Annotated in this window: 20 protein-coding genes; 12 read left to right on the top strand and 8 right to left on the bottom strand. The window is 43.9% G+C overall.

What is annotated here, in order from left to right; genetic code table 11:
- Positions 1-117: 117 nt before the first annotated feature.
- From RT034_RS08000 to RT034_RS07975, 6 genes are all read left to right on the top strand, one after another.
- The gene (locus RT034_RS08000; protein WP_062332718.1) at positions 118-636 is read left to right on the top strand and encodes a GbsR/MarR family transcriptional regulator; all 519 of its coding nucleotides are present in this window, start codon (positions 118-120) and stop codon (positions 634-636) included.
- 22 nt (positions 637-658) lie between these two features.
- Entirely contained in the window at positions 659-1,123 is a 465-nt protein-coding gene (locus RT034_RS07995) for a hypothetical protein (RefSeq protein WP_313015808.1), read from the top strand.
- Positions 1,124-1,168: 45 nt separating this feature from the next.
- Entirely contained in the window at positions 1,169-2,119 is a 951-nt protein-coding gene (locus tag RT034_RS07990; RefSeq protein WP_313015807.1) for a TIGR01777 family oxidoreductase, read from the top strand.
- Between the two features lie 18 nt (positions 2,120-2,137).
- Positions 2,138-2,542 (top strand): thiol-disulfide oxidoreductase DCC family protein, encoded by a 405-nt coding sequence (locus RT034_RS07985; protein WP_313015806.1) that lies wholly within the window; start codon positions 2,138-2,140, stop codon positions 2,540-2,542.
- Between the two features lie 491 nt (positions 2,543-3,033).
- Complete coding sequence (locus tag RT034_RS07980; RefSeq protein WP_313015805.1) at positions 3,034-3,354, top strand: DUF485 domain-containing protein; 321 nt, start codon at positions 3,034-3,036, stop codon at positions 3,352-3,354.
- Between the two features lie 190 nt (positions 3,355-3,544).
- On the top strand, positions 3,545-5,197 hold the full coding sequence (locus tag RT034_RS07975; RefSeq protein ID WP_313015831.1) for a cation acetate symporter: 1,653 nt from the start codon (positions 3,545-3,547) through the stop codon (positions 5,195-5,197).
- Between the two features lie 77 nt (positions 5,198-5,274).
- Here the strand turns inward: RT034_RS07975 and RT034_RS07970 are convergent, their stop codons facing one another.
- Positions 5,275-6,294, bottom strand: a complete 1,020-nt coding sequence (locus RT034_RS07970) for a 5'-nucleotidase (RefSeq protein WP_313015803.1) — start codon at positions 6,292-6,294, stop codon at positions 5,275-5,277.
- A gap of 459 nt (positions 6,295-6,753) precedes the next feature.
- Between RT034_RS07970 and thrS the strand changes: the two genes are divergently transcribed.
- On the top strand, positions 6,754-8,682 hold the full coding sequence (thrS, locus tag RT034_RS07965; protein ID WP_313015802.1) for a threonine--tRNA ligase: 1,929 nt from the start codon (positions 6,754-6,756) through the stop codon (positions 8,680-8,682).
- 35 nt (positions 8,683-8,717) lie between these two features.
- Positions 8,718-9,215 (top strand): translation initiation factor IF-3, encoded by a 498-nt coding sequence (gene infC / locus RT034_RS07960; RefSeq protein WP_172460503.1) that lies wholly within the window; start codon positions 8,718-8,720, stop codon positions 9,213-9,215.
- 91 nt (positions 9,216-9,306) lie between these two features.
- Here infC and RT034_RS07955 read toward each other — a convergent pair whose 3' ends face one another.
- Positions 9,307-9,594, bottom strand: coding sequence for a GNAT family N-acetyltransferase (locus RT034_RS07955; RefSeq protein WP_313015799.1), 288 nt, complete (start codon positions 9,592-9,594; stop codon positions 9,307-9,309).
- Between the two features lie 271 nt (positions 9,595-9,865).
- On the opposite strand from RT034_RS07955, the gene ettA reads away from it, so the two are divergent.
- From ettA to RT034_RS07940, 3 genes are all read left to right on the top strand, one after another.
- Positions 9,866-11,527: an energy-dependent translational throttle protein EttA gene (gene ettA / locus RT034_RS07950; protein ID WP_007117348.1), complete on the top strand. Its 1,662-nt coding sequence runs from the start codon at positions 9,866-9,868 to the stop codon at positions 11,525-11,527.
- A 93-nt stretch (positions 11,528-11,620) separates the two neighbouring features.
- A complete protein-coding gene (locus RT034_RS07945) occupies positions 11,621-13,144 on the top strand; it encodes an AAA family ATPase (RefSeq protein ID WP_313015796.1) in 1,524 nt (507 codons plus the stop codon).
- Positions 13,145-13,147: 3 nt separating this feature from the next.
- Positions 13,148-13,750 (top strand): retron system putative HNH endonuclease, encoded by a 603-nt coding sequence (locus RT034_RS07940; protein WP_313015794.1) that lies wholly within the window; start codon positions 13,148-13,150, stop codon positions 13,748-13,750.
- A gap of 63 nt (positions 13,751-13,813) precedes the next feature.
- Here RT034_RS07940 and serA read toward each other — a convergent pair whose 3' ends face one another.
- Positions 13,814-15,046, bottom strand: coding sequence for a phosphoglycerate dehydrogenase (gene serA, locus RT034_RS07935; RefSeq protein ID WP_138017899.1), 1,233 nt, complete (start codon positions 15,044-15,046; stop codon positions 13,814-13,816).
- 220 nt (positions 15,047-15,266) lie between these two features.
- Between serA and RT034_RS07930 the strand changes: the two genes are divergently transcribed.
- Positions 15,267-16,676 carry an FAD-binding oxidoreductase gene (locus RT034_RS07930; RefSeq protein WP_313015789.1) on the top strand — a complete coding sequence of 470 codons (1,410 nt, stop codon included), beginning with the start codon at positions 15,267-15,269 and terminating at the stop codon, positions 16,674-16,676.
- Between the two features lie 68 nt (positions 16,677-16,744).
- On the opposite strand, the gene RT034_RS07925 is transcribed toward RT034_RS07930, so the two are convergent.
- The 5 genes from RT034_RS07925 to RT034_RS07905 form a co-directional block, all read right to left on the bottom strand.
- Positions 16,745-17,362 carry an LOG family protein gene (locus RT034_RS07925; protein ID WP_409566345.1) on the bottom strand — a complete coding sequence of 206 codons (618 nt, stop codon included), beginning with the start codon at positions 17,360-17,362 and terminating at the stop codon, positions 16,745-16,747.
- 409 nt (positions 17,363-17,771) lie between these two features.
- Positions 17,772-20,165 (bottom strand): ATP-binding protein, encoded by a 2,394-nt coding sequence (locus tag RT034_RS07920; protein WP_313015784.1) that lies wholly within the window; start codon positions 20,163-20,165, stop codon positions 17,772-17,774.
- A 339-nt stretch (positions 20,166-20,504) separates the two neighbouring features.
- Positions 20,505-21,098 (bottom strand): TPM domain-containing protein, encoded by a 594-nt coding sequence (locus RT034_RS07915; protein WP_409566341.1) that lies wholly within the window; start codon positions 21,096-21,098, stop codon positions 20,505-20,507.
- Between the two features lie 98 nt (positions 21,099-21,196).
- A complete protein-coding gene (locus RT034_RS07910; RefSeq protein ID WP_313015782.1) occupies positions 21,197-22,471 on the bottom strand; it encodes a TPM domain-containing protein in 1,275 nt (424 codons plus the stop codon).
- A 191-nt stretch (positions 22,472-22,662) separates the two neighbouring features.
- Positions 22,663-23,382, bottom strand: a complete 720-nt coding sequence (locus RT034_RS07905) for a LemA family protein (RefSeq protein ID WP_313015780.1) — start codon at positions 23,380-23,382, stop codon at positions 22,663-22,665.
- Positions 23,383-23,422 lie beyond the last annotated feature (40 nt).

Genomic DNA, 23,422 nt, shown 5'->3' with positions numbered 1-23,422 from the left:
AGGTCAACAATCCAAACCCAACCACAAAATTTTTACAATTTTCAAAGTTTCTGTATTGACAGAAATATATAAAAAGCTCAAAATAATTAAAAATTGATTTATATATAAGGCTAAAAAGTGCAACTCACACCGACCATGGAAAAATTTGTCTTACACTGGGGCGAAATGGGCAATAAATGGGGCGTAAACCGTACCGTTGCCCAGATTCATGCCTTGTTATTTTTGGCAGGCAAGCCGATGAATGCCGAAGAAATCCAAGAGACCTTAGGCGTGGCGCGTTCAAATGTGAGCAATAGTATCAAGGAATTGCAGAGCTTAAATCTGGTACAAACGGTCCATACGCTCGGTGATAGGCGAGATTATTTCACCACGGGCACGGATGTGTGGGAATTGGCTAAGGTGATTGTCGAAGAACGCTATCGCCGAGAGCTTGCGCCGACGGTTGGATTCTTGGCGGATTTAATCAATGAGCCAGAATTTGCCACAGAAAGTAAAGACGTACAGCAACGTATCAAAGACACCCACCAATTTGTCGATACGCTGACGAGTTGGGCGAACGAGATGCTAAAACTTTCGTCCACTACGCTCAATCGTATCTTAAAACTTGGGGCGACGATTCAGAAGTTTTTGAAATGATGGGAAATGATGGATTGGGACAATGACTGCAACATATCCGACTGGCAAAGTTTTAACCTGTTATGCTCTATTTGGCGGTGGGATTGGTGGTCTAATAAATTTGATTGGTGTAATGCTTTTCCCAATGAACGAGACAATTAGCCGCCATAGCTGGCAACACGTTGGACTCAATAACTTTTTTCTGGCTATGTTAGCCGCCATAGCATTTGGCACTTTATTCGGATTTATTCCTTCAATAGTAACGAGCATTATCATAGTTTTGAGAAAAATAGTACTTTCTAGCGTTTGGCAATATTTTAGATTATTTGTTAATGGCTGTTTTGTGACATTTTTTATCTTTGTAATAGCCTTTCATGATATTAATAGATTATTTACTTCTAATACGTTAGTAACATGGTTAGGCATCTTGTTGTTTAACGGCAGACTTGCGATAGTTGGCGGTTTAAGTAGTGTAATCGTTGGCAAATTGGTTTTACCAAAAAGCTAAAAATTTTACCCACAAATTTCAGTTTTGACAGAAAAAAGGAAAGAAATGATGAAAATACTTATCACAGGCGGTTCAGGATTTTTAGGCACAGCATTAACACAATCGTTAAAAACCCATGGCGTAAAAGGTGACACTGCGTCAGTCACTTGGGTATCTCGTTCTGTAGAAAAAGAGAAAACCAAAAATATCGCAGATGACGTTATTAGCTATGACGATTTTGCCATCACCAATGAGACGTATGATGTCATCATCAATCTGGCGGGTGCGGGTATTGCCAACAGCCGTTGGACGGATGCACGTAAGCAAGAATTGTTCGATAGCCGACTAAAACCTACACAAGCGGTAATTGACTATATTGAGCGAATCGGCAACAAGCCAAAACTATTGATTAGCGGCTCAGCCATCGGTTGGTACGGTATCCAAAAGGAAAACGACCCAAATGCGCTTGATGAAACCAGCCCCGTGACAAAAACTGACTTCGCTCACGAAATTTGTCAAGCATGGGAGCATCTAGCTTTGACTGCCCAAGATACTGCAAAATATGCCGTAACAGACGCTGTGCCAGTTGCGATTGTGCGCACAGGGGTGGTGATTGCGCCCGAGGGGGGTATGGTTGGGCGACTGATTACCCCATTTAAAATGGGCACCGGTGGTAAGCTTGGCAATGGTCAGCAAATCATGAGCTGGATTAGCCGTAGTGATTGGGTGCGTGCGGTGATTTTTATCATTGAACAAAACCTGACTCACACTCTGCCCACTCAGCAAATTTACAATTTGACCAATCCAACGCCTATTAGCAATACTGCATTTACCGATGCGATGGGCACTTGGTTGCACCGCCCTACCCTGATGACCCTGCCCGCCTTTGTGGTCAAGACCATGTTTGGTGAAATGTCGACGTTACTGTTGGATGGGCAGCGCGTTGTGCCCACAGCGTTACTGGATCAAGGTTTTGAATTCAACGACTTGACCGTATTAGATGCCCTAAAAAGCTAATCTTCGGAGACTGTTAATATGATTACCATGTACTATGATGATACCTGCCCTGTCTGCCGTACCGAAGCCTTGCATATGGTAGAAAAAAAACCTGACGACATTCGCATCGTTCCGATTGATGACGCACGGGACGAACTTGCCAAATTTGGTATTAGCGAAGATGAGGCGATGACTTATCTGTGTGTGCAAGATAAACAAGGGAACATGCAAAAAGGCATGGATGCTGTACGACTGCTGTATAAAACCGCACAATTGCCATTTGCAACCGTGTTTGAATGGCCTGTGGTGAAACAAGCCAGTGATATGATTTATCCTATTTTTGCGCGACATCGCAACCGTGTACCCAACTGGATGACCCAACTTGCCTATGGTAAAGTCGCAGCAGACTGCAAAGACGGTATGTGTAGAACTCGAGGCAAATAAATGCCGTTTGGTTTGAATGGCGGTATGTACGCTCAATGATTCATCTATTCTCAACGATTTACCTATCATGGATAGCTTGATAATTTTTTATGGTCATTGGGCGTTACAATTATAATTAAGTGCAATCATGATTAGGTGCAATGACTATTAGTCACGATTATGAGTATCAAGTTATGTCTAATATTAATTTTGGGTGCTTTGACAACGTTGTCACTAATTTTCAACTAACATTCTACAATTTTTTTACAGTTTGAGAAAAAATAGCTAGATTTTTTAACAATTTTCATTTAATAATAGCAACTAATCAGGAAGATGAGATTGTTTGTATCATTTAAGACAATCTATTACGTTTAGCATAGCGGACTTGCTTCACCATATTGTTGTCTACTGTTATTGTCACCCAATCGCTATCTTCCTTGTCAGTTTTGACACTTATTGTTGAATCAATCATCAATGAGTTGTCTGTTCATTCATTTACAAGGAGCGTTACCATGGATGAGGCACAAATTCAGCGTATCATTAATCATTCTGAGTTCCAAAGCATGGCAAAGAGAAAAACAAGCCTAGGACTTACTTTTTCTATCATTACTTTAATTGTGTGGTTTGGTTATCTATTACTTGTGGGCTTTGATCCTGAAATGTTTGCTGCGCCACTGTCAGCAGGCTCGATTGTCCCTGTTGGCTTTTACATTGTTGTTGCCATTATGATTTTTGTACCACTCATCACTTGGATATATGTCAGCAAAGCAAACGGCGAATTTGACACGGTGACTCGTAAAGTCATCGATGATATCAACAGTGGTAAAGTATAACCCCACAGGGATTGTGTTGGGTTTTCAATTGTAAAATTGTGGTGCTGATAATAATTTTGACATCAGTTCTAACATCAGTTTTGACACCATGGAGGGTGGCATGTTACAACAACAGTATAACAGCGTGACTGTTAATAAAGGCTTGGGCAAGCGTATCGGCAAGGTTTCAACCGCCGCAAGCTTGACGCTAATGGGTCTGATGGCACAGATGCCAGCATGGGCAGCTGGCGCCCTTGAAGGCGAAGTAAAAAAACAACCGCTGAATATCTCAGCTATTATCATGTTCTTGATTTTCGTTTTGGCCACACTCGGTATTACTTACTGGGCGTCAAAACAAAACAAAACCGCTAGCGACTTTTATACTGCGGGCGGCGGTATCTCAGGTACCAAAAACGGGATTGCCATTGCCGGGGACTATATGTCAGCGGTAACCTTTTTGGGGTTATCGAGTATGGTTTTTACCGTCGGTTATGATGGCATGATTTATACGCTAGCCTTCTTGATTGGCTGGCCAATTATTTTATTCTTAATCGCTGAGCGGCTACGTAACTTGGGTAAATTTACCTTCGCAGATGTGGCATCTTATCGTTTTTCTCAAACCCCTGTACGTATTTTTGCTGCATCCGGCACGTTGGTCGTCGTTGCGCTATATTTGGTTGCGCAGATGGTTGGTGCGGGTAAATTGGTTCAATTATTATTTGGATTAGATTATATTTACGCAGTTATCATCGTTGGTGTATTAATGATGGTTTACGTATTGTTTGGGGGTATGCTAGCCACCACTTGGGTGCAGATTATCAAAGCTATTTTGCTGATGTCAGGTGCGACTTTCATGGCCCTTATGGTAATGAACCATGTTGGCTTTAGTTTTGAAAATTTATTCAAGTCAGCCGTCGCTGCCCATAGCAAACACGAATCAATTTTGTCGCCTGGTAAATTGGTTAATAATCCCGTTGAATCTATCTCATTAGGTTTGGGTCTATTGTTTGGTACAGCAGGTTTACCACACGTATTGATGCGTTTCTTTACGGTGCCAGATGCCAAAGCTGCGCGTAAATCAGTGTTGGTGGCAGCAAGCTGTATCTCATACGTATTCTTCTTAATTGTTCTTATTGGCTTGGGTGCCATCGTTATCCTAGCTGAACATCCAGATTATTTCACGACAGTGGTTAAAGATGGCGTAAGCTCACAAGCACTCATTGGTGGTGCCAACATGGCAGCGATTCACTTGTCCCATGCCGTGGGTGGTAACCTATTCTTAGGCTTTATCTCGGCGGTTGCTTTTGCGACTATCCTAGCGGTTGTGGCAGGTTTGACTTTATCAGGCGCCTCAGCGGTCAGCCATGACTTGTATGCTAGTGTTATCAGAAAAGGTCAAGCGAGACCTGAAGAAGAGATGCGTGCATCAAAAATTACCGTAGTTGCGTTAAGTTTATTGTCAATCGTGACCGGTATTATCTTTGAAAACCAAAACCTTGCGTTCATTGCAAGTTTGGTATTTGCAGTCGCGGCATCGGCTAACTTCCCGATTCTTTTGTTAGCGATGTTCTGGCGTGGTCTAACCACTCGTGGTGCGGTAATCGGTGGGTTTGCAGGCTTAGCAGTCGCAGTGTTACTGATTATCTTAGGACCTGCGGTTTGGGTCGATATCATGAAACACGAATCACCCGCTTTCCCATACAAAAACGTGGCGTTATTTAGTATGCCTGTGACCTTCATTCTGGCGTGGATTGCATCTATCACTGACAACTCACCACGCGCTGAGGTAGATAGAAAAGGTTTTGATGCACAGTATGTACGTTCATTAACCGGTATCGGTGCGTCAGGTGCATCTGACCACTAATCCAATGTTCAATGATAAATACCGCTTACGATAAGCGGTATTTTTTTATATTGAGTTTTTTATAAAACCTATGAATTTTATCCTTGATGAATCTCAACAAGGTTTTGGGTTGTCGTGGCATCAGCTTGTTTGACATACAATTTTGATTTTGAACTATAAGGCACTAGCCCTGATGGTACTACGCCTTTAGCAGATTCGTAATTATGAATGGAGTCATCGAAGAAAATATGCGGGGCAAAGGTTTGCAGTACATGGCGTTTATCTAAGCCACCTAAAAAAAACGCCAAATCCACATTGACGCCCCAATCACGTAATGTCTTAATCGCGCGCAAATCAGCAGGCGCATTGCGCGCGGTCACCAATGCAATTTGAATCGGTGGATGTTTGATTTTAGCAGGCAGGCGTTTTTGTAGTTTAGAGAGTTTGATTAAAAAATCCGCATACGGGCCTTTATTCATCGGTACATCACTCATTTTGGCTTCATAATCATGAAACGCTTTGAGTCCTTGCTGGCGCGACAATAGCTCCCCTGCTTCATCAAATAACACGGCATCGCCATCAAATGCAATGCGTAGTTGATTGGTATCCAGCTCTTTCATATCAATGGGCGGCGCATCCAAAATCGCGCAGGCACACACGCCTGCATCGGTGACTTGTTGGGCATCGTCATGATTGGTGGTCAAAAACAAATCTACCTTAAAATCTGCCACATAATCCGCCACCCCTTCCCCTGAGGTAAATGCCGAGCGACTAATCGGTAGTCCATGACTACGCAGCGCATTTAATACTTGAATACCGGTATCTGGGCTGTTTTTTGACATAATCACCACTTCAACCATGGGCGCAGCTATGCCCTCGCCCTTGTCGTTGGATGCACAATGGTGATTGAGATTGAGTAAGGCTTTGATAAGCGGATAACCCGTCCCAGTTTGCAAGGGGTCATTTTCGCGTTCAATCATATAGCTGCGAAATTTATCAATCGCCGTTTCTGGATCTTCGGTTAACGCTTGTTGAAAAAACCGCTCAGACTCCGATAGGTCAAACAATGCCGTGGCAGAGACCGCCACAATTAATGTATTGGAAAAATCAACTGACATAAAAATGCCCTTAATCAATCGTGTTGTTATGAAGCATAGCACTCACTATTCTGTAGTTATATAAGTTTTGTCACCGGCAATCTAGATTATTCCTGTAACTTGTGGGTGTAAAGACAAACAGCTTAGTGTCAAGACACCCAGGCAAATTAAAGACACCCAGTCAAATTGTAGATACCAAGCATTGGCTGTCGTCTATTGCATTTTACACGGATATCATGAGCTGCCTCATTTTCTGCCATAACTGCAAGCAATTCAATCAGCAAGTTGGTTTCATCACCGCAATTTGCTATAATATCTTGTTTACGCTTTTTGCAAAGCGACGAATTCATGGGATTGTAATGCCTATCTAGACACGGTAAGTTTGGATGGGCAGAGTTTTTCCCTTTTTTTATTCCCATCTCTCACGGTTACATGACCGATAGTAACGGTCATCACTGCCAAAGGACAACAGGAGCAATTATGGTAGCCATTACCTTACCAAACGGCGATATTAAACAATTTGATGGACAAACGTCAGTCATGGAAGTGGCGCAAAGCATCGGCGCAGGGCTTGCCAAAGCCACCGTTGCAGGACGTGTCAACGGCAAATTAGTTGATGCGTGTGACCCGATTACCGAAGACGCCAGCGTTCAAATCATCACGCCAAAAGACGAGGAAGGTGTGGAAATCATTCGCCACTCGACCGCTCACTTACTGGGTCATGCTGTCAAACAGCTGTATCCTGAGGTGAAAATGGTTATCGGTCCTGTGATTGAAGAGGGTTTTTATTACGATATCTACAGCGAGCGCCCGTTTACGCCAGAAGACATGGAAAAAATCGAAGCGCGCATGACGCAATTGATTAACCAAGATTACGATGTTATCAAAAAAATGACACCGCGTGACGAGGTTATCAAAGTATTCCAAGACCGTGGCGAGACTTATAAATTACGTCTTATCGAAGATATGCCGAATGAAACTCAAATGGGTTTGTACTATCACCAAGAATATGTTGATATGTGCCGTGGACCACACGTGCCCAATACCCGTTTCTTAAAAGCTTTTAAACTCACCAAAATGAGTGGTGCCTACTGGCGCGGTGATGCCAAGAATGAGCAGCTTCAACGTATTTACGGTACCGCTTGGGCAGATAAAAAAGACCTAAAAGCTTATATCCAGCGCATCGAAGAAGCGGAAAAACGCGACCATCGTAAAATCGGTAAAGCGTTAGACCTATTTCACATGCAAGAAGAAGCGCCTGGTATGGTGTTTTGGCATCCCAATGGCTGGACGATGTGGCAAGTACTTGAGCAGTATATGCGCAAAGTACAAAAAGATAACGGCTATCTTGAAATCAAAACCCCGCAAATCGTCGATAGAAGCCTGTGGGAAAAATCAGGTCACTGGGAAAATTATGGCGACATGATGTTCACCACCCACAGTGAAAAACGCGACTATGCCATCAAGCCGATGAACTGCCCGTGTCATGTGCAAGTGTTTAATCAAGGGTTAAAATCCTACCGTGACTTGCCATTGCGTCTTGCTGAGTTTGGCTCATGCCACCGTAATGAGCCGTCAGGTTCACTTCATGGCATCATGCGGGTGCGTGGCTTTACCCAAGATGACGCCCATATTTTTTGTAGTAATGCGCAAATCAAACAAGAAGCCCAAGACTTTATCAAGCTTACCCTTGATGTGTATAAAGACTTTGGTTTTGATGACGTGCAAATGAAACTCTCGACTCGCCCAGAAAAACGGGTCGGTGCTGACGAACTGTGGGACTTGGCAGAAAAAGACTTAGCGGACGCATTGGATAATGCAGGGCTTGATTGGCAGTATCTGCCAGGGGAAGGCGCATTTTATGGACCCAAAATCGAGTTTAGCCTTAAAGACTGTCTTGGCCGGGTATGGCAATGCGGTACACTGCAGCTTGACTTTAACCTGCCAGAACGATTAGGTGCAGAGTTTGTCAATGAGCAAGGCGAACGTGAGCGCCCTGTAATGCTCCACCGTGCGATTTTGGGGTCATTTGAACGCTTTATCGGTATGCTCATTGAGCATTACGCCGGCTGGATGCCAGTCTGGCTTGCACCGCAGCAAGTTGTGGTGATGAATATTACCGACAACCAAGCGCCAGCCTGTCAAAAAGTCGCCGAACAATTGAATCAAGCCGGACTTCGTGTCATCACCGATTTGCGTAATGAGAAAATTGGCTTTAAAATTAGAGAACGCACCCTTGAACGTATTCCTTATATGATTGTCATGGGTGATAAAGAAGTAGAAAGCAACCAAGTTAACGTCCGTACTCGCGAAGGTGACAATCTTGGCGTGATGAGTATCGATGCCTTTATCGACTTGGTTAACCAAGCGACCGCCCAAAAAGGGCGCGTCAAATCAAAAACAGCGTAGGAGTAAGTATTATTAAGAGTTCAAACCGATTAGACATCAACGAGGAAATTCGTGCCAAAGAGGTACGCTTAGTCAAAGAAGACGGCGAACAAGTTGGTGTTGTGGATATAAAAACGGCTTTGCAGGCCGCCCGTGATGCTGAGTTGGATTTGGTCGAGATAGTACCAGACGCTCAGCCTCCTGTTGCCAAAGTGATGGACTACAGAAAATATCTGTACGACCAAAAACAAAAAGCCAAAGAAGCCAAAAAGAACCAAAAACAAACGCAGCTTAAAGAAATCAAATTGCGTCCTGGTACGGAAGAAGCCGACTATCAAGTCAAACTTCGTAAAATCCGTGAGTTTTTGGAAGACCAAGACAAAGTCAAAGTCACCATTCGTTTCCGTGGTCGTGAGATGGCTCACCAACAAATTGGCTTGCAGCAGCTTGAAAAAGTCATTGCCGATACAACCGATGTTGCCAATGTTGAACAACAACCAAAAGTTGAAGGTCGCCAAATGGGTATGCTACTTGGACCTACCAAGAAAAAATAATGAGCAAACCCTAACTATAAAAAAACCACATCAACCTATGTGGTTTTTTTATTGGCGTATTGACCCATTGATAAAAGTTTAAGCTTTTAAATCACTGTATTTTTAAGTCACTATATTCAGGGTGCTTTTGCAGGTAGCTTGCCACGTAAGAGCAGGCTGGGACGACTTTTTTATCTTGTTTGCGGGCATAGTCTAGCGCGTGTTTGGTCAACGCCCCTGCAATGCCGCGCCCGCCAATCGCGTCTGGCACAATGGTATGGTCATATACGATGACATCACCATTATCCACATAGCTAATGTAAGCAGTAGTGCCATCGACAGTTGTTTCAAAACGCTGGGACTGCTGGTTATGGTGAATCGATAATTGTAAATCCGACATGGTTGTCTCCTTGTGTATTTTTTTGTCTATTATGCTATCTGTGACTTAGTTATTTGCCGTTTGATAGTAGCACAACCACTGTCCATGACTTGTAAAAGTTTTTGCCTATTCGGTATGGGGTTTGCAAATGATTTTTCACAAGGCTTTTACCTTGCCCCACCCTGTTAACAATGCGATAATAAGCGGTTAAATCTTACCATTTTTCAAATTTTTTGGCGTGTATGATACGCCTTACCTTCACTTGCTATTAGCTAACTTAAACAGGAAAAACATGGCTCAATATATTTATACCATGAACAAGGTATCAAAAATTGTTCCACCCAAACGGGAAATTCTAAAAGACATCAGCCTGTCTTTTTTCCCAGGTGCAAAAATCGGTGTGCTGGGTCTCAACGGTGCCGGTAAATCAACCTTGCTTAAAATCATGGCAGGCGTGGACACCGAGTATAACGGTGAAGCGCGTGCGCAAGCAGGTATCAAGATTGGCTACCTTGCCCAAGAACCGCAGCTAGACCCTGCTAAAGACGTGCGTGGCAATGTGGAAGACGGCGTACGTGAAGCCTTAGACGCATTGGCACGCCTTGATGAAATCTACGGCGAATATGCCCTACCCGATGCCGACTTTGACAAACTTGCCGCCGAACAAGGCAAAATGGAAGACATCATCCAAGCATGGGACGCCCATAACCTCAACAACCAGTTAGAAAAAGCCGCCGATGCGCTGCGCCTACCGGCGTGGGATGCCGACGTGAGCAAATTATCGGGTGGTGAAAAGCGCCGCGTCGCCCTGTGCCGTCTATTGCTATCCAAACCCGACATGCTACTACTGGACGAACCAACAAACCACTTGGACGCCGAATCAGTCGCTTGGCTTGAGCATTTCTTAAAAGATTATTCAGGCACCATTGTAGCGATTACCCATGACCGCTATTTCCTTGACAATGTTGCCGAGTGGATTTTGGAGCTGGACCGTGGCTATGGCTACCCTTACCAAGGTAACTACACCGAGTGGCTTGAGCAAAAAAATAAACGCCTAGAGCAAGAGCAAAAACAAGAAGAAGCCTTTGCCAAAGCGCTGAAACAAGAGCTTGAATGGGTGCGTAAAAACCAAAAAGGTCAGCAAGCCAAATCAAAATCTCGCTTGCAACGCTTTGAGGAATTAAACTCCAAAGAGTTCCAACAACGTAACGAAACCGCTGAAATTTACATTCCACCAGGACCACGTCTTGGCAACAAAGTGATTGAAGTCAACAATATCTCAAAATCATTTGGTGACCGTTTGCTATACGAAAACCTATCCTTCACTGTGCCACCGATGGCAATTGTGGGGATTATCGGACCCAACGGTGCAGGTAAAACAACCTTGTTCAACATGATTACAGGCAAAGACAAGCCAGATACAGGCACAGTTGAAGTCGGTGAATCGGTAAAAGTGGCGTATGTGGGACAGGTGCGTGATGAGCTGGACGACAAAAAAACTGTGTGGGAAGAAGTCTCCGACGGTCTTGATATGATTACCGTGGGCGAATACACCACGCCTAGCCGTGCCTATATCGGACGCTTTAACTTTAAAGGTCAAGACCAACAAAAACTGGTCGGCAGCCTGTCGGGTGGTGAGCGTAACCGTCTGCAACTTGCCAAAACCTTAAAGCAAGGGGCAAACGTGCTGTTACTCGATGAGCCATCAAACGACCTTGATGTTGAGACGTTGCGCGCGCTTGAAGATGCGGTGGAAGTGTTCCCTGGTACAGTGATGGTGGTGTCGCATGACCGCTGGTTCTTAGACCGTATTGCCACCCATATTTTGGCATTTGAGGATGAAGGTCCGATTTGGTTTGATGGTAACTATTCTGAGTTTGAAGCGTATCGCAAAAAACAGTTGGGCGCGGATGCCGAACCAAAACGCATGAAGTATAAAAAGATTGCGAAATAGTTAGCGATTTCTGGCTAATAATTTATGCTATATTAACCCTACTCAAGCAATTTGAGTGGGGTTTTTTAATCGTTTTTGATAATGGGAAATATGATGAAAATCAAACAATTACAGTTACAAAATTATGGCAGATTTGAGAATTTGACGGTGGATTTTGCCCCGACTGAGAATAGAGTGAGTAATGTAACGGTGATTGTGGGGAATAATGGAGCGGGTAAATCGCAAATTCTGCAAGCGTTGGCGACTGGGCTAAGTTGGTTTGTGAATGGTATTCGCAATGAAATGAGTGGTTTCGAAATTGATAATAAATTAATTAAAAACAATACAGATGAAGCTAATATCATTATTAATTTTGACTTTGACGCAAATAACTTTATAAATCAAGCGGGTTTATTGGAGATTACTCGCTGGAATACAAATAAAGTAAGAGATGGTAAGAATGGTAAATTTCCAAGTTATACGAAAGAGTTAAATAAGGTGATTAAGTCTTTCAGAGATAAAAACTCTCATATTTCTGATTTATCTTTGCCTTTAATTGTCTTTTATCCTGTTGAACGTTCAATAATTGGAAATTCGCAAGCAGATATTCTATCTAGTCAATTTAATCGATTCGATGCCTATCATGCTTGTGTTGATAGTGCTGGAATTGATTTTTATGATTTTTTTAAGTGGTTTCGACAACAAGAAGATATTGAAAATGAAATAAAAGCAAATGTAATATTAACTGAGAGTGAATACATTGAAAGATTGAATACTCTTATTGCTGAAAAAAATGAAATCGAAAATATTTATAATTCTATGAAAGATGAAAATTCTTTTTATAGTAAATTAGTTAATACAGAACTAGGCTCAAGCTTGAATAATTTAATGGAAAAATTAGAAAGGCTCACAGAAATTAATCAGGAAAAAATAGACTATTTAAATTCAGTTAAACATATTTCGACTAGAGAAAGTATAGCTGTTGAGACTTTGTTAAGAGTTAAAAAATCAATTGAAGAATTTACAGGATTTAGAAATCCACGCATACGCCGTCAAGGCACGCCCACCATGATAGTTGAAAAAGACGGTGAAGAACTGGACGTAAACCAACTTTCTCAAGGCGAAAAATCCCTACTCGCTCTCGTTGGCGACATCGCTAGACGATTAGCCATTCTTAACCCAAGCCTTGACGACCCACTACACGGCGAAGGCGTTGTCATGATTGACGAAGTCGATTTACACCTCCACCCAAAATGGCAACACGACCTTATCGACAAGCTTGTCAAAACCTTTCCCAAAGTCCAATTTATTCTAACCACACACTCACCGCTTATCGTTAGCGACAGACAGGATATTTTGGTCTATTCGCTCGACAATGGCGAACTTCAGCAAATGCCGAATGTCTATGGCGAAGATGCGAATACCTTGCTCAATGATATTTTTGACGTACCCGCTCGTACGCCCGAAATTGACAAGGCATTTAATGACATTCGCCGAGCGATTAGCCATAAAGAACTGGAAAGTGCGGAAAGCCAAATCAATAACATAGCGAAAAAAGTATCATCCAGTAATACCGAATTGCTAAAAGTGAGATTGATGCTTGCCCAAGCAAAACTTACTCGAAATAAAGTGAGTTAAACAATGCAATTCATTAATAAAAAACTTTCTATGCCTGTTCAAGTTGAAGATTGGGTCAAAAATGAAAAACCTAACGGTTGGACTTTAGGGAAAGATTATAAAGATGGCTATGAAATGCTACGGGAACAATTAAGACCTGAGCAGAAGAATTTATGTTGTTATTGTTGTCAAGCATTGGAAACTCAAGTAACTATTGAGCATGTAAAAAGTAGGAATTTATATCCCGCACTCACTTACGACTATAATAATCTGCTACTTTCTTGTAAAACACCCAAGCAATGCGACAATGCAAAAGGAAATCAAGAATTAGATTTAAACCCCTTGATGATTGAATGTGATATTGAAATTAAAATTAATCTTGCAGGCGAGCTTGAAAGTAAATCTACTAGAGCCGAACAGGCAATTACTATTCTTAATTTAAACAATCCAACGCTATGCAATAAACGCAAAGCTAAAATTGATATGATAAGCTTTACTTTTGACCCAAGCTCAGCCAATATTCCAATTAAAATTATGGACAGGGAAAACCTAGACACGATTTTACAAGCTTTTAGTGATACCGTAGAATATCAAGAATTCCAATATATTCTTAGAAAGTTAGCATAATAAATATTGAAAACCAGCTTAATTAGCTGGTTTCTCTATTTCAAAAAATTTAAGCATTTTCAATTAAAACAACACCCGCACCCGAATGGTTTCTGGGATATTTTTGAGTGCTTCAACCGCTTGCGCAGAATCGCCGCTACCCACATCCATCACCAAATAGCCCACATCTTCTTCCGTCATCAGGCTTTGCGCAAAGATATTGATATTGGCATCGGCAAAGGATTTGTTAATTTGTGATAACACGCCAGGCACGTTTTGGTGAATATGTAGCAAACGATGCGTGCCTTCTTTTTGCGGCATACTAACATTTGGGAAGTTCACAGAGGTTGCGGTATCACCCATATCAGAGTAACGCACAAATTTTTCTGCCACTTCAAGACCGATATTGGCTTGGGCTTCTTGGGTTGAGCCACCGATATGCGGTGTCAAAATCACATTGTCAAATGCGCGCAGTGGTGATTCAAATTCTTCATCCGCTGATTTTGGCTCTTTGGGGAACACGTCAATCGCCGCGCCCAAGATATGACCACTTTGCAGGGCTGCTGCTAGCGCATCGATATCCACACATTTGCCACGCGCCGCATTAATAAGATGCGCGCCTGGCTTCATGGCAGCCAATTCTGTGGCGGTAATCATGTTACGCGTACTTGGCAAATCTGGCACATGCAAGGTGACCACATCGGCTTTACCAAGCAATTCTTCTAGGCTTCCCACTTGGGTCGCGTTGCCCAGTGGCAATTTGGTGACCACATCATGATAGATGACTTTCATCCCAAGGCTTTCAGCAAGTACTGACAGCTGAGTACCAATAGAGCCATAACCCACGATACCTAAAGTTTTGCCGCGCACTTCATAGCTGTCTTTGGCAGATTTGTTCCAGCCGCCACGGTGTACCACTGCGTTTTTTTCAGGGATACCGCGCATCAGCATGATGATTTCGGCAAGTACCAATTCTGCCACAGAGCGGGTGTTAGAGTAAGGGGCATTAAAGACAGGGATACCCAGTTCACGGGCAGCTTCCAAATCCACTTGGTTGGTGCCAATACAAAAACAGCCAATGGCGATGAGCTTTTCGGCTTTTTCTAAAATATCGCGGGTCAAATGGGTGCGAGAACGAATGCCGATAAAATGGGCGTCTTTGATTTTTTCGCTAAGCTCTTCAGGGTCTAAGGCGGTTTTGATGTTCTCAACATTGTGATAGCCCGCCTCTGACAGCACTTTAAAGGCATTGTCATGCAAGCCTTCAAGCATCAAAAAGCGGATTTTGTCTTTCTCAAGTGATAGATTTTGTGCCATAACAAACCCCTAGTCAGTATTTTTAGTCAATTATCCTATCACACTTGCTGGGTTTTTTGTGGCGAAATTCCAGCAAGATGGCATGATTTTTTTGTCTTATGGGTAAAAAATTCTTCATCAATCGCCAGTGTTTTTGTCAAAATTTATGCCGTTAGTTATGCTATGATAGAGCCTCAAAAACCTTTTCAATCTGTATAAACATATGGGTAAAAGCCACACCATGACTGCTAATCAGACCGCCATCAATACGCTCATTGAACAACTACGCCAGCAAGGATTTGACGAACACCAAATCAAAACCGACGCGGACAGTTTGGGCTTTTGGGGCAAAGATTGGACCAAGCACTTTGAACCCAATGCCAGTGCCATTGTCTTCCCAAAATCCACCCAGCAAGTGCAAGCCATCGTCAAGCTATGTAATGCGCTTAACATCGTCATTACCCCAAGCGGTGGACGGACGGGGTTATCCGCAGGTGCCGTTGCCGCCAATGGCGAGGTAGTGATTAGCCTTGATAAAATGAACAAAGTGCTTGCCTTCTACCCTGCCGATCGCATGGTGGAAGTGGAGGCCGGTATCGTCACCAAAGCGCTGCAAGACTTTGCTGACAGTCAAGGCTTATACTATCCCGTGGACTTTGCATCAGCCGGTTCAAGCCAGCTTGGCGGCAATATTGGCACCAATGCCGGCGGTATCAAGGTCATCAAATACGGCATGACCCGCAACTGGATTTTGGGCATGACCGTGGTAACAGGTAAAGGCGATATTTTGCACCTCAATAAGGGCATGATAAAAAATGCCACAGGTTATGATTTGCGTCATTTGTTTATCGGAGCAGAAGGCACCTTAGGCATTGTCACTGAAGTGCAAGTCAAGCTAGAGCGTCAGCCAAAAAACCTAACCGTCATGGTGCTTGGTGTGCCAGAGTTTGCCAATATCATGCAAATCTTAGCCGCGTTTCAAAGCAAAATGGATTTGACCGCGTTTGAATTTTTTGATGATGTCGCCGTTGATAAATTACTTGCCACAGGGCATGTGCAAAAACCGTTTGAAACCGATGCGCCGTTTTATGCGCTACTAGAATTTGAAGCGCCCTACGAGCCGATTATGGACATGGCGATGCAGATTTTTGAAGACTGTATGAGCGAAGGCTGGGTGCTTGATGGGGTGATGAGCCAATCGATTCACCAAGCCCAAGAGCTATGGAAACTGCGTGAGTATATCTCTGAAACCATCTCGGTATTTACCCCGTACAAAAATGACATCTCCGTGCTCATCAGCCGTGTGCCAGAGTTTATCGCGGATATCGATGCCATTGTTAGCCAAAACTATCCGGATTTTCAAGTGTGCTGGTTTGGGCATATCGGCGATGGTAATTTACACTTAAATATTTTAAAACCAGAAAACCTTAGCAAAGACGAATTTTTTGAAAAATGCCAAGTGGTCAACAAGTACGTGTTTGAAACGGTGCAAAAATACAACGGCTCTATCTCAGCGGAGCATGGCGTGGGGATGACCAAAAAGCCATACCTTAATTACACCCGTCCTGATGAAGAAATTGATTATTTGCGCGCCATCAAGCAAGTCTTTGACCCCAATGGGATTATGAATCGTGGTAAGATTTTCGACTAGATAACATTGATAAAAAAAAGATACAAAAAAAGACCTTTAACTGAGGTCTTTTTTTGCTACTCACAGGGTTAGATTTTATTCACATTCAGCGTGTCCGGCATGTTAACAATCGGTTTGAGTAGTTCAATGGCATCGGCGACAGTATTACAAACGATTAGTCGCTGTAAATCTTCTGGCTTCATAAAACCTTGCTCAGCGGTAAAGTGTAGATGTTCAACCAATTTGTCATAAAAACCATTGATATTGAGAATAATCATCGGTTTTTCATGTTGATATAGCTGTCGCCAAGTGGCAATTTCCATGATTTCCTCAAGCGTGCCAAGCCCACCTGGCAAGGTGATAAAGGCACTGGCGTACTCTGCCATGATGGCTTTACGGGTATGCATGGTATCGGTCAAATGCAAACGCGTCAGCCCGCCATGCGCCACTTCTCGATCCATCATAAACTCAGGAATCACGCCCACAGCAATGCCGTTTTTTTCAATCACACCATCGGCAACCGCGCCCATACAGCCAATCACCGCACCGCCATACACCAGACCTAATCCTGCTTCAACCAATGCCTTGCCCAGTTCATGCGCCGATTGGACATAGACAGGGTCATTGCCTTTGCGAGAGCCGCAATACACAGCGACTAAGGGAACATCAATATCATGAAGTTTGACAATTTGTGCAATATCGCTCATTTCTTTACTAGTAATAATATCTACGGGTGTCATGCTTTTTCCTTTTAATGTGTTGTCATTATAGGTCAATCATCCTACAAATTCGTGAACGCATCCTAGGCGCAGCGTATCTCATTTTGGCTACATTTGGCGCATAGGCATTATAATTGGTGCAGTTGGCGAAAAATAAAGCAATGGCTGTTAAAAAGCGCCCAATGAAAGGTTGAATAAGAAAGGCTTGATAACAAAAATAGGCTATCAAAAGCCATCAAGTAGATACCCTAAGTATGATGGGCATCGGCAGCGATGCCATTGCCCCTGGCATAGATATTGGCAAGAAAATATTGGGCTTGCTGTTCGTATTCAGACGTTGGAGTCATACCGCATTCCGCGAAATTTGATGGGGTCAAAAGGTTTACATTGCGTCTGTTTATAGCGGCTGATACAACACGCCGACCAACAACACCGTGATATCCTTCGCTGTTGGGGCAATCTGTACAGTATCAAGTGCTATTGATTGAGCATCATACGTGCTTGCTAAGGCGTCGATTTGGCTTTGTAACTGCTGCGCAATGCTATCTAACTCCTGCTGCAGCTGCTGACGAATCGCATCAAGCTCTGCGACGGTTTGTTTGTTGGCATTAATATCGCCCACCGAGTTCATGGCACGTTTGACGTTATTGATATTGGTCTGTGACAACGCTTTGCGACCCATAAATGCGCCTAAGACCGCAGAACCAATACTGACCCCTGCATCCAGCCAGCCTTTGCTCGACTCGGCGGCTTGTTGTTGGTATTTTTCATTGGCGGCTTGCAGTTTTTTGGCTAGCGCATCTTGTTTTTTAGCAAAGCTATCACGCAGCTGGGCAATGGCGATATCACGCTGCTCATGCAGCGGTACGATGAGCCGATTGCGGAAGGCGTCTTCGCTCTCTGCCACTTCGCTATACAGCTTTAAACTATCGACATACCACAAATTTAACACTTGCTGCTGACGGATGGCTTCTTTCACCGCTTTTTCCCAAGTTTTCCATGATGCCTTGTCGAGCGCTTGGGTAGGCAGTTGTTTGAGCACAGCGGGTTGGTGCGGTGACGATTGTAATTGCTCAAAGGTCAAATCACTTAAAATCGCTTGATGCCAATCTACCACCAACGGCGGCTCACCAAATGCTGTGGTTAATAATAGCTGCTGCTGACTTTGGGCGCCTGATTTTTTGTCATTAAAAAATACCCGCGCATAGGCAAAGGCAGTAGGCTCATAGAAGGTTTGCCCATCGCCCGCCATGTCTTTGGGTGCGTAATACAAGCCCACATCTTTGGGCAAGGCGGGCGGCTGACTTATGGTGCTTGCTAATGGATTGATGGCAGGCGTGGTGGCTTGAGCTTGCGCTGGATCGGTAGGAGCAGCGGCTTGGCTATTGGCTTTGAGCTGTGCTATGGCTTGTTTGCTAAGCGGTCCTGATAGGTAGTTGAGCGTGAAGCGGGTGCTAAAAATCACAGGGCTGGCGTCATGCACATTGTGCAGCAAAAATTGGCGTTTACCGAGTTTATCAAACCACGCATTAAGCGCCGCTTTGTCCAGTCCACTGCTGCCGCTGGCAGAGAGCAAGCCATCCATCACCCGTTCACGGTCTTGGGCAGTCTGCAACCGTCCGATAAACCAAGTACCCGCATTGGATAAGGCTTTGTAGTCCAAATCCACTGGATTTTGGGTCGATAATACAATCCCCAAACCAAATGCACGCGCTTGTTTTAGTAGGGTCAACAGCAATACTTTGGTCGGTGGATTGCCAATCGGCGGTAGATAGCCAAACACTTCATCCATGTACAAAATTGCCCGCAAGGTTGAGGTGCCTTGCTGACGGCGCATCCAGCCCAATAAATTGGTGAGTAACAAGGTGACAAAAAATAAACGCTCATCATCGGATAGATGGGCAATATTGAGCACACTGGTTTGCGCTTTGCCATTTTTATCATAAAACAGTGCGCCAGCATCCAGCGGCATGCCTTTGAGCCAGCTGGCAAAACTCGATGATGCCAAAAGCGTATTGAGCTTCATCGCCAGTGCGCTACGGTCTTTATCCGCAAATACTTGTGACAGCGGCAGGATACCGATTTTGTCAAACGGTGGCGTTTGGATTTGGGTAATCAAATCCACCAAGGTTAAAGTTTGGTTATTGTCCCAGGCATTTTTGAGTAGCTGTGCCAAAAACACATGCTCTGGGGCAAGGTTATCCCCATCGACTTTTAATAGCACCAATAGTGCCGACACTGTCGCATCGATATACTCAGCATAACCTTCGCTATCTTGTTTGACACTATCGGGCGGTGGGACGAGATTGCCAAGTAGTGCAATCGGTAAGCCATTCTCGCTACCTGGGGTATAGACACTGACACGATTGGCGGCTTTGAGTGCTTGCACACGCTCCGGGGTTTGAAAACTGTTGCCAAGCCCTTGTTGCCAGTTTTCTGCGGTTTGCTTGGCAAACTCTGCCACACTCATACCTGCTTGACTTGCCATGCCGCTATCAATCCACGGCTCAAAGTCACTGGCTGCCAAATTTGGGAACGTCAATGCCAAATTGCCCAAGTCACCTTTGGGGTCAATCGCAATCACCGGAATATTATCCAGCGCGGCTTCTTCCAATAAGCTAATCCCCAAACCCGTCTTACCCGAGCCCGTCATCCCGATAATCACCGCATGGGTTGTTAAGTCAGCTGCATCATATAGGGTTGCTTGACCTTGTGTAGGCTCTGGGTACACGTCTTGACCGAGATAAAATTGACCGATACTATCAGCAATATTATTGGTGAGCGTTGGCATGGGATTCCCTCAAAATTTTTATAAGTAATGATTTATCGCCAACATGACGACTGGTCTAATTGTCTAACAAGCTGAGTGGCGGTATGTCGGTTTCATTATATGTAAAATTTTATCATTTCGCCTAGCAAAATTTGTCGATTCTTTTGTCGAGCCTTAACGCAATTTTTTAGCGCCAAAAAGATAATGCTTAATAATTTTTGATACCAAATTTTGAAGTTTACCCGTTTACTGTTGGGCATTAAAAGTTTAGCAATAAAAGCTGAGCAGTTAAAAAAAAGCGATGGGTGACATCGCTTTTGGTAGGATTGCATCATTGCAATATGCTAATTAAGTTTAAAACTACTTTATAAAAATCATCTTGTCAGCGATTTCGTTGCCGCTTGGGTCATTGTCCAATTGGTAATATTGACGAAGCAATTGTCCGACATCGCCCAATAGCGCAACCAAGCTATCAATGTGTCGATTATCTTTAATACCTTCGATAGCCTTGTCGCACATCGCTTGCCACATGGTTGGCATCACATGGCTATTGATGCCTCTATCCGCGACAATCTCCAGGCGCCGCTCACAGATATTAAGATACACCAATACCCCAGTATTATCCTGCGTATCCCAGACGCGATAATCCCCAAAAACTTCGATTGCTCTGTCTCGGCTGTTTTGTAGCCGTGCGGACGAAATAGGCAAATGATTCTCAATCACTAGCACCACTTCGCCGCGATGCCCTTGCTCAGCTTCGGTAATTGCTTGATTTAGCTGTTGTTGGGCAGTAGGCGTTAACCAGCGATTGTGCAGGCTAGGTATAAACGCAACTTGACGCCACCATCTAGCCCAACTTGGCACAGTGGAAGTCACTGTCGCCATCGGTGAGGTGTAAGCAATGGTTTCTTCGTTGGCACCATTCGTTGCAGTTATTGGGTCATTTGTGCTCATGAAAATTCCATAAAAAATAATGAAGTATATAGTTGATGATAAGGGGTAAAGTTAACACAATTTTTTCAATAATTTTTTAATAACTAGCCGACTATTGATTACCAATCGCCCCCAGCGCCGCCGCCGCCAAAGCCGCCACCGCCGCCACTAAATCCACCACCGCCAAAGCCGCCACCACCAAATCCACCACCGCCAAAGCCGCCACCCGGTAGGAAAACAACTCCACCGCCGCCTCTGCCACCGCGACCACCACCACGAAATAGCAAAAATAAAAAGACAATAAATGCCACAAACATACTGCCCAGTAACCCTGCACCAAAGATTGTACCAAGCGTTACAATGCCACCTGCGGTAGCGATAGAACCAAAAAACCGCCCTAATATACTGGTCAAAATCATGCCAGCCACAAAGCCAAAAAAGCCTAGGAAGATAAGCGGTATGCCGCCCTCTTGATTTGACTGGGCATTGGTATTGGTATTGACTCGATTGGCATCCGCTTGCTTTAAAATAGCAGGATCGGTCGTCAAGCGCTCTTCAATGCGATTAATTCCCGCTGTGATACCCCCGGCATAATCGCCTTGTTTAAATCTTGGGGTTATATCGTCGCTAATAATACGTTTAGCGACGGCATCAGGAATGGTACCTTCAAGTCCATAGCCTGTTAAAATATACATTTTACGGTCATTGACGGCAACAACCATCAACAGCCCCTGATCGGTGTCTTTTTTGCCCAGTTTCCAGCGATCAGCAACTTTCATTGAATAGTCAAAAATATCCTCGCCATTGGTGGTTGGTACAATGACCACGGCTGCTTGCGCTAAGCCGCGGTCATTAAGACTACGCAGTTTGGTTTCAATCGCCTGTTTATCACTGGCAGATAGAATTTTTGCTTCATCAATGACAGGGTTATTTAGGATTAGCTTATCAGCTGCTACAGGGGCTTGGGTTGATTGCTTGGATGTGGTAGTCGTGGTTGTCTGGGCATTGGCGGTAGCTGTTGCCTGATTGCCAGTTGCTTGAGTATTGACCCCTGGTACCGGCAGTGCATCATTGCCTAACGGCTCTTTAATTGCATCATTATTGAGTACAGCATCATTGAGCGCTTCATTGGTTTGTGCGGTTTTGGCAATCGCAACCATGTCCTCAACACTATGATCTTGTAATGTGGGCTTAGCGGTAACGGTTGCGGAATTGGCTGTCGCTGTGGCAGTTTCTGCGACGGCTGCCATAGGCATTGCCAGCCCAATGCCGATGGTCAGTGCAGTAAAAGTACTTACTACCAATCGCTTGGCTAACAAACGAGACACCAATTTTTTCGGCTGTTTATGCGAGCGCTGTAAATTGGGCTGTGTCTGTGCAATATTCAATGACACCTGTGTTTCCTCAAAGTATGCAATTTTTTTATTATGATGTAGTCAACTCAACAACTATTTTAAAAAATTAAAAAATTAGTCTGACAATTGATGCAAATCTTATCTAATGAGCCTGCCACCGACTGATGGCAGACTATTTAAAAAAATCTTCTTAACTCTCAAACTTTAACTATACAGTTAACAATGGTGAATTAAGGTTTCGCTGTCGCGGTAGCCGAATTATTTACAGGCTGACCACCGGCATTGGCCGTGTTCCCATTGTTTTGCACTGGCTGACCGCCCGCATTTGCGGTATTGGTATTGCCGAAATCAACGGTTGGTGCAGTGGAGATTTGCGCCTCATTGGCCACGGTAAAGTTTGGACGGGTATGCATACCAAACACTTTTGCGGTGACATTGGTTGGGAATTGGCGTACGGTAGTGTTATAAGTTTGAACATCTTGGATATAACGACCACGTGCCACGGTAATGCGGTTTTCGGTGCCTTCAAGCTGTGCTTGTAACTCTTGGAATTGTTTGTCCGCTTTTAGATCAGGATAGCGCTCTGACACTGCCATTAAGCGCGATAACGCACTGCCCAATTGATCTTGCGCTTGTTGATAGCGTTGAAAAGCTGCTGGGTCATTGAGTACATCAGCACTCACATTGATAGTCGTCGCTTGTGAACGCGCTTGTGTGACCTGGGTTAAGGTCGCTTGTTCGTGCTGGGCATAACGCTCAACGACTTTAACTAAGTTTGGAATCAAGTCAGCACGGCGCTGATACTGGTTGACTACTTCTGACCATGAAGCGTTGATTTGCTCATCTTGCGCTTGCATAGAGTTATAACCACAACCGGTCAGATTGGCAGAACCTACCACCAACGCTGCGGCTAATAAGGTGTTTTTTACTGTGGTATTGAATGGTTTCATAAGTTTTCCTCAAAAATAAATTAAATAAAGCGATGTCTAG

This window comes from Moraxella sp. CTOTU48841 (genome assembly GCF_032061225.1).
GTDB lineage: Bacteria > Pseudomonadota > Gammaproteobacteria > Pseudomonadales > Moraxellaceae > Faucicola > Faucicola cinerea.
Note: the sequence above shows the minus strand (reverse complement) of the source record. Positions and strands in the feature narration are given on the sequence as shown.